This is a genomic window from Paenibacillus allorhizoplanae, from assembly GCF_927798215.1.
In the GTDB taxonomy this organism is placed as follows: Bacteria; Bacillota; Bacilli; order Paenibacillales; family NBRC-103111; genus Paenibacillus_E; species Paenibacillus_E allorhizoplanae.
Window position 1 is genome coordinate 111,018 of record NZ_CAKMMW010000026.1, and the last position, 6,604, is coordinate 117,621.

Sequence of the window (6,604 nt, forward strand, 5' to 3'; positions counted from 1 at the left end):
GCCCCCTATAGTCTCAGCTATAAGGGGACATTCCGTTATGGCGTGATTTTACCTACGAATTCACCTAATTTGTACCAGACCCAGCTCAATGCTTCATCGACTTGTTTGACTTCTCCAGAAATGTGCGCCGTTGAGGCTAAGTTGACCGATCCATCGATCACGACGACATTCCCCGTTACATCGCCTTCAACCTTCAGTTCCCCGCGTTTGACCACAAGATCACCATTTACAGTATGTCCTTGCGGCACAATCACTGTATCTCCTTGAATAACGACATCCTGAAGGTTACTTCCCTGCACCATGAGATTCTGATCGTCATCCCACATCGATATAAAGCTTCCGAACATGACCGTTCCAAAAACCACAGCAACCGATACAGCAGGGTGTCTGCGAATCCAATCCGTCCAGGTATTCTTCTTTTTCATCGGTGGTAAGCCGCTCATAATCTGTGCAGTTAACGTATCAGGTACTTTGATGGAGGGCAGCATTCTAACCAAAGCGTCCGTTTTCTCTAGCTGTTTGAAAGTGTTATGACACGCCTGACAGGCTATCAAATGTTCTTTCAAAGGTAGAGCTTCCGTCTTTGGTAAATCACCGTCGAGATATTCATGTATGAGCGGGAGGGCTTCTTTACAATTCACGTTACAGCCACCCCTTTCTTAGACTTTTGCATGTTGTGATATACCATACGTTTCGATTTCAAATATGTTTCAAATTCGAACAGGATTTGTACTGACAACTTGTTCCTCCTGCTCCAATCGCTTTCGTAAGTACTCCCGTCCCCTGTGGACACGTGTTTTGATCGTGGTGACGGGCATGTCGAGCACATCACTAATTTCTTGTAGTGACATATCGTGTAGATACCTAAGAATGACAACCGATTTATATTTCTCAGGCAGCGTCTCAATCGCTCGGTGAATCTGTGCCTGCGTTTCAGAAACTATCAGTTGTTTCTCTGGTGTATCCTCGTCGCTAGGGAGCATCGCATAATAATCATTGCCTTCGCCATCTGTCATTTCGGCATCCAGCGAATACGTTGGTTTTCTTCGTCGCAGCTTATCAATACATAAGTTTGTCCCGATTCGAAAAATCCACGTCGAAAATTTCTGATTCTCATCATATCGATGTAAATTCGTATACACGCGCAAGAATGTTTCTTGCACGGCATCCTCGGCTTCTTGCTTGTTATTCAGCATGCGGTAAGCCAAATGAAAGATCTTGTCTTTATAGAGCTCCACGAGCTCTGCAAAAGCATTGCGATCCCCATTACTGGCCAGCTTAGCCAGTCGTGCTTCAACAAAGTTCAATTGGTTTTCCTCCGGCTTCTCGACAATTCAACATCCATTTAATGATAATAAAATTCTCTCTTCTAATATATACGCAGAAATTACGATTTGTTTTCAGAAATTATAATTCCCCCCAGAATCAGGGCCATGCCTCCCCATTGTAGCCCAGTAATCGGTTCCCCGATGAGCAGATAAGCAGCAAGAATAGCCACTGGAAGCTCCACAGATCCGAGCATAGCAGCGAGTGCACTTCCGATCTTGGGAATTCCGATATTAAATGAAACAGTCGGTACAACCTGGCCTAGGAACCCGAGCAGCAATCCCCACAGCAACAGCATACCACCATTTTCATGAACAAAAACCGTCGGCGGATACAAAACGTACATAATCGGCAGCGCAGCCGTCAGCATGATCGCAGAATTCATGAGCGGAGGCAGTGAACTTTCGACTTGTCCCGTGAAAAACAGAAAAACACTATACGCTAACGCAGAGATAAGTCCATATAGTATACCCAGAATACTGAGCTCTCCCCAGTTGGTATCAAACACATTCACCGCAAGGATCGTCCCTGCCAGAATCAGCGCAATCGCGATCCCTTCCATGCGTTTAGGCAATCTCCGTTTCACGATACAATCCATAGCAATCGTCATCCACGTAAATTGAAAGAGAAGAATAATGCATAAGGAAGCATCTAACTCTTGCAGCGCAATATTATATACGACCGTCGTTAACGACAGTCCAAAAATCCCAATCAACCCCAGTTTAATCCAAGGACCCCTAAACGGACTTACCCACGACTTTTTATGAAAAAGAATCAATACCCATACGAATACCGTCCCCATCGTCATCTGAGCAGGTGTAATTTGTCCATCTGTGAAACCTTGATCATAGGCCATTTTAATATATGAAGAAAGCAAGCCGTAACTTGAAGCCCCAATAAGGACAAGAACTATTGCCAACCATCGCCCCATGCTGCCGCGCACCTCCTGACTTGGGCAATTCCCGTAATTACAGGAAAAGCCGAGCTGCCTGCATTGCTGCAAGCGCTCGACTTTGTCATCCTGTTGGTTTTCTTTTGTTGTCGAAAGGATCAGCCCGTATTCCGAAGTCCCGCAGCAATCCCATTGATTGTAAGTAGTACTTCACGAAGCAGAATCGCATCGTCTTCATTGTTTTCTCTTAGCGCGCGTAGCTCTGTAAGCAACTCAACCTGCATGTAGCTAAGCGGATCCACGTATGGATTACGCAATTTGATCGATTCTTGAATGACAGGAACATTATCTAGAATCTCTTGCTGACCTGTAATTTGCAAAATAATCGAAGACGTCAACTCATACTCGTCTTTGATCAGATTGAAAATACGCTCTGCAATCGCAGATTCCTTCACCAAGCTGCCATACTCCTTCGCAATAAGAAGATCTGCCTTTGCCAAAGCCATTTGCAGATTATCAATCATCGTGCGGAAGAATGACCAATCCTCATACATCTCTTTGAGGACTGCTAGGTTGCTTTCATTGCCTTGAGCGAAGCTTTGCAGGCCAGTACCCGCGGCATACCATGCTGGTAGCAGGTATCTCGTTTGCGTCCATGAGAATACCCATGGAATCGCACGCAAATCTTCGAACTTATCACTATTTTTACGCTTAGATGGACGGGAACCGATATTCAGCTCGCCAATTTCCGGCAGCGGTGTAGATTCTTTGAAGAACGTTAAGAAGTCTTCGTCTCTGAAAATAAGATCTTGATACTTCGTCTGTGCTTGCTCCGAAATACCACGCATAATATTTTCCCACTTATCTTCAAGCGGGTGTCTTTGCGGTGAACGGGACAGCTTCGATGCTGTGATCAAAGCAAATGTCGCTTGCTCCAAACTACGGTATGCAATCCCTTGCAGCGAATAACGGGAAGAAAGAACTTCACCTTGCTCCGTAATCTTAATGCCGCCACCAAGCGTTTCAACCGGTTGAGCTAGAATGCTTCGGTTCAATGGCATACCGCCACGCCCCAATGCCCCACCACGACCATGGAAGAACTTCAACTTCACGCCGAATTTCTTAGCCGCTTCTGTGATATCTTGAAGCGCCATGCGCAGCTCCCAGTTCGCTGTAATCACACCGCCGTCTTTATTACTGTCGGAATATCCTAGCATAATTTCGTGCATTTGTGTTTCTGGATCAAGGCTTAATCGGTAAGCAGGAATCGCTAACAACGTGCTCATGATACCAGGCGCCGCATGAAGGTCGTCAATCGTTTCAAAAAGCGGTACAGACTGAACGGTACTCGTAACAGTTCCGTCGCTCTCTCTGCGGTATAGGCCCGCCTCTTTGGCAAATACAACAACTTCAAGCATATCACTTGCACCTTGCGTCATTGAAATCAAGTAACTATTAATACAATTACGTCCGAATTCCTTCTGCGCTTTACCAACTGTGCGATAAACGTCTAAACATTCTTTCGTACCTTCTGTGTAGTCCAAGTACGTAGACGTGATAGGACGTGGATCATTCAAGACATTCGTAAGCAATGAAATTTTCTCATCTTCCGAAAGCTTGCTGTAATCCGGCGTAATACCCATTTTCGCCAAAATTTCCGTCATCGCATTCTCATGCTCTTTACTATGCTGTCTGATATCCAGAGCAGCTAAGTGGAAGCCGAAGAGTTCAACTTGACGAATTAACTTCTTAATATATTTATCCGCGACATAATCTGCAAAGTGCGCACGCAAACTAGCTTCCATAACTTGCAAGTCTTGAATAAACTCTTCAGGGCTATTGTACTTCTGGGTAGAAGATACATTTGCATTGCCCGTATTATGAATCTTCTCGATCATATAAGTCGTCTTGATGCGGTATGGTTCCTTCTCATTACGCCAAACATCCTGAACATTCCCCATCGCTTCACGATCACATTGGATCGATTCGATCAGAGCTTCGCTCACATTCACAATGTTCTTACTAAAGCTCATGTGTGCTAAAGATTCTCTCAGGATTTCCTCATACTTTTGCAAAGCCAATTGACGATGTAGACCAAGCGTCTCCCATGTCACATTCGCTCTTACAGATGGATTTCCGTCACGATCTCCGCCGATCCAAGATCCAAATTTCAAGAAGGATGGTACATGCCATTTGTCTTCTGGATAGTATTTATTTAAACAACACTCAAGCTCGTGGTACACTTCTGGCAATACATCGAATAACGTCTCGTCAAAATAGTACAATCCGTTACGCACTTCGTCGATTACCGTCGGTTTACGATCACGCAGCTCATCGGTTTGCCACAAATTAAGCACTTCACCCACAAGCTTCTCGCGCAATTGCTCACGCTCACGGTACGTTAAGTTAGGGTTGTCCAGCTTCATCATATCGTCAGAGATGCGCAGATTAATATCGAGTACTGCACGACGCATAGCCTCCGTTGGATGAGCCGTCATTACGAGCTCAAGAGAGATCGCTTTAAGAATTTCTTGTACCTCAGTATAAGGAATATTCGTATTCTTCAGCTCTTGTACGATGCTCTCAATCGAACCTGGTTGTACAGATTCCCCAGATGAGCGCTCGTAATCACGTTTACGGCGAATACGATGGTTTTGTTCTGCAATATTAACTAGCTGGAAGTATATAGCAAAGGCGCGTATCACTTGATGGCGAATTTCCGGATCTAGTGAAGATATCGTTTTCTTAAACTCATCATAGATCTCAATAACATAGTGTGCTCTTAACGACTTGCTCATTTCGCGAATTCTTTCAACGACATCTAGCAGATCATTTCCACCCTGATGTACAAGAACTTCGCCTAGTATGTGTCCAAGAAACCGAATATCTCTACGCAGCAGATTATTCGTACTTTGTTTTTGTTGGACGATCTCACTCTCTACCATGACTCTCCACCCCATCTATTCACTATGATGCATTAATGCTTCTCTCTGCAAAAGCTAGTCGCTATAAAAACTCATTTCAGAATATTTTACCACAATCTGACCGCTACACATAGTATTAAAATAAAAAAACCGTACGTTTTTCGGTGGTAATTAATGTATTGATAAGATTCTGCGACGCTTTGATTTGTATTATTTCCTAATTAGAAGGAGTTAGCCGTAATTTTGGAACGCTCGTCTTATGCAGGATAATCATTGATGATGCACGAAACGCCACCCACTTGTATAAGTCCTTAAGTATAGAAAAAGACCACCCGAAGGTGGTCCTTTTCATATAAGCGGGCGGCGGGAATCGAACCCGCGCGATCAGCTTGGAAGGCTGAAGTTCTACCATTAAACTACGCCCGCGTAGTTTAGAAAAAATGATCGGGACGACACGATTTGAACATGCGACCCCCTGCTCCCAAAGCAGGTGCTCTACCAAGCTGAGCTACGTCCCGATACGTTTATAACTTATAATGAAGAATGGCGCGCCCTGAGAGATTCGAACTCCCGACCTTTTGATTCGTAGTCAAATACTCTATCCAGCTGAGCTAAGGGCGCAAAAAACTTTGGAGCGGAAGACGGGGATCGAACCCGCGACCCTCGCCTTGGCAAGGCGATGCTCTACCGCTGAGCCACTTCCGCAGGGTACCTCAATTGTATGAATACAAGTGAGGATTTAATGCGCGTAGAGGGACTTGAACCCCCACGGTCACCCGCTAGATCCTAAGTCTAGTGCGTCTGCCAATTCCGCCATACGCGCATGTTGTAAATAAGGCAAATGGTGAGTCATGTAGGATTCGAACCTACGACACCCTGATTAAAAGTCAGGTGCTCTACCAACTGAGCTAATGACTCACGTGTTGTGATAAAAATGGCTGGGGATCAAGGATTTGAACCTTGGCATGACGGAGTCAAAGTCCGTTGCCTTACCGCTTGGCTAATCCCCAATAGAAAACATGCCGTCGAGAGGACTTGAACCCCCAACCTACTGATTACAAGTCAGTTGCTCTACCAGTTGAGCTACAACGGCATATAAAGTTAATGGTGGAGGCTGACGGGATCGAACCGCCGACCCTCTGCTTGTAAGGCAGATGCTCTCCCAGCTGAGCTAAGCCTCCATGGGATCTGAAAATGGTGACCCGTAGGGGACTCGAACCCCTGTTACCTCCGTGAAAGGGAGGTGTCTTAACCACTTGACCAACGGGCCTTACTTAAAAAATTACTGGAGCTTCCAACCGGAATCGAACCGGTGACCTCATCCTTACCATGGATGCACTCTACCGACTGAGCTATGGAAGCAATGGCTCCCCGAACAGGACTCGAACCTGTGACAACTCGATTAACAGTCGAGTGCTCTACCAACTGAGCTATCAGGGAACAATGCTTGGCAACGTTCTAC

At 45.4% G+C, this 6,604-nt stretch carries 4 protein-coding genes and 12 tRNA genes; all 16 read right to left on the minus strand.

What is annotated here, in order from left to right; translation table 11 throughout:
• Positions 1-35: 35 nt before the first annotated feature.
• Entirely contained in the window at positions 36-641 is a 606-nt protein-coding gene (locus L6I86_RS29710; RefSeq protein ID WP_056618184.1) for a zf-HC2 domain-containing protein, read from the minus strand.
• Between the two features lie 69 nt (positions 642-710).
• Positions 711-1,307 (minus strand): RNA polymerase sigma factor SigW, encoded by a 597-nt coding sequence (gene sigW / locus L6I86_RS29715; RefSeq protein ID WP_236292099.1) that lies wholly within the window; start codon positions 1,305-1,307, stop codon positions 711-713.
• An 80-nt stretch (positions 1,308-1,387) separates the two neighbouring features.
• Positions 1,388-2,257, minus strand: a complete 870-nt coding sequence (locus L6I86_RS29720; RefSeq protein ID WP_236292101.1) for a DMT family transporter — start codon at positions 2,255-2,257, stop codon at positions 1,388-1,390.
• A 119-nt stretch (positions 2,258-2,376) separates the two neighbouring features.
• Positions 2,377-5,163 (minus strand): phosphoenolpyruvate carboxylase, encoded by a 2,787-nt coding sequence (ppc, locus tag L6I86_RS29725; protein ID WP_236292103.1) that lies wholly within the window; start codon positions 5,161-5,163, stop codon positions 2,377-2,379.
• Positions 5,164-5,497: 334 nt separating this feature from the next.
• A tRNA-Gly gene (locus tag L6I86_RS29730) sits at positions 5,498-5,568 on the minus strand.
• An 18-nt stretch (positions 5,569-5,586) separates the two neighbouring features.
• Positions 5,587-5,660, minus strand: a tRNA-Pro gene (locus L6I86_RS29735).
• A gap of 26 nt (positions 5,661-5,686) precedes the next feature.
• Positions 5,687-5,763: transfer RNA gene (locus L6I86_RS29740), tRNA-Arg, on the minus strand.
• Between the two features lie 9 nt (positions 5,764-5,772).
• Positions 5,773-5,847: transfer RNA gene (locus L6I86_RS29745), tRNA-Gly, on the minus strand.
• Between the two features lie 38 nt (positions 5,848-5,885).
• Positions 5,886-5,965 (minus strand) — tRNA-Leu (locus tag L6I86_RS29750).
• A gap of 19 nt (positions 5,966-5,984) precedes the next feature.
• Positions 5,985-6,060, minus strand: a tRNA-Lys gene (locus tag L6I86_RS29755).
• 17 nt (positions 6,061-6,077) lie between these two features.
• Positions 6,078-6,152: transfer RNA gene (locus tag L6I86_RS29760), tRNA-Gln, on the minus strand.
• Between the two features lie 10 nt (positions 6,153-6,162).
• Positions 6,163-6,235 (minus strand) — tRNA-Thr (locus tag L6I86_RS29765).
• Positions 6,236-6,247: 12 nt separating this feature from the next.
• Positions 6,248-6,323: transfer RNA gene (locus L6I86_RS29770), tRNA-Val, on the minus strand.
• A gap of 14 nt (positions 6,324-6,337) precedes the next feature.
• Positions 6,338-6,412: transfer RNA gene (locus tag L6I86_RS29775), tRNA-Glu, on the minus strand.
• 16 nt (positions 6,413-6,428) lie between these two features.
• Positions 6,429-6,504: transfer RNA gene (locus tag L6I86_RS29780), tRNA-Thr, on the minus strand.
• A gap of 2 nt (positions 6,505-6,506) precedes the next feature.
• Positions 6,507-6,582, minus strand: a tRNA-Asn gene (locus L6I86_RS29785).
• Positions 6,583-6,604 lie beyond the last annotated feature (22 nt).

Bases quoted from the DNA above. Each gene is read 5' to 3' on its own strand.
- L6I86_RS29720 (WP_236292101.1), bottom strand. From the start codon at position 2,257: ATGGGGCGATGGTTGGCAATAGTTCTTGTCCTTATTGGGGCTTCAAGT.
- ppc (WP_236292103.1), bottom strand. From the start codon at position 5,163: ATGGTAGAGAGTGAGATCGTCCAACAAAAACAAAGTACGAATAATCTG.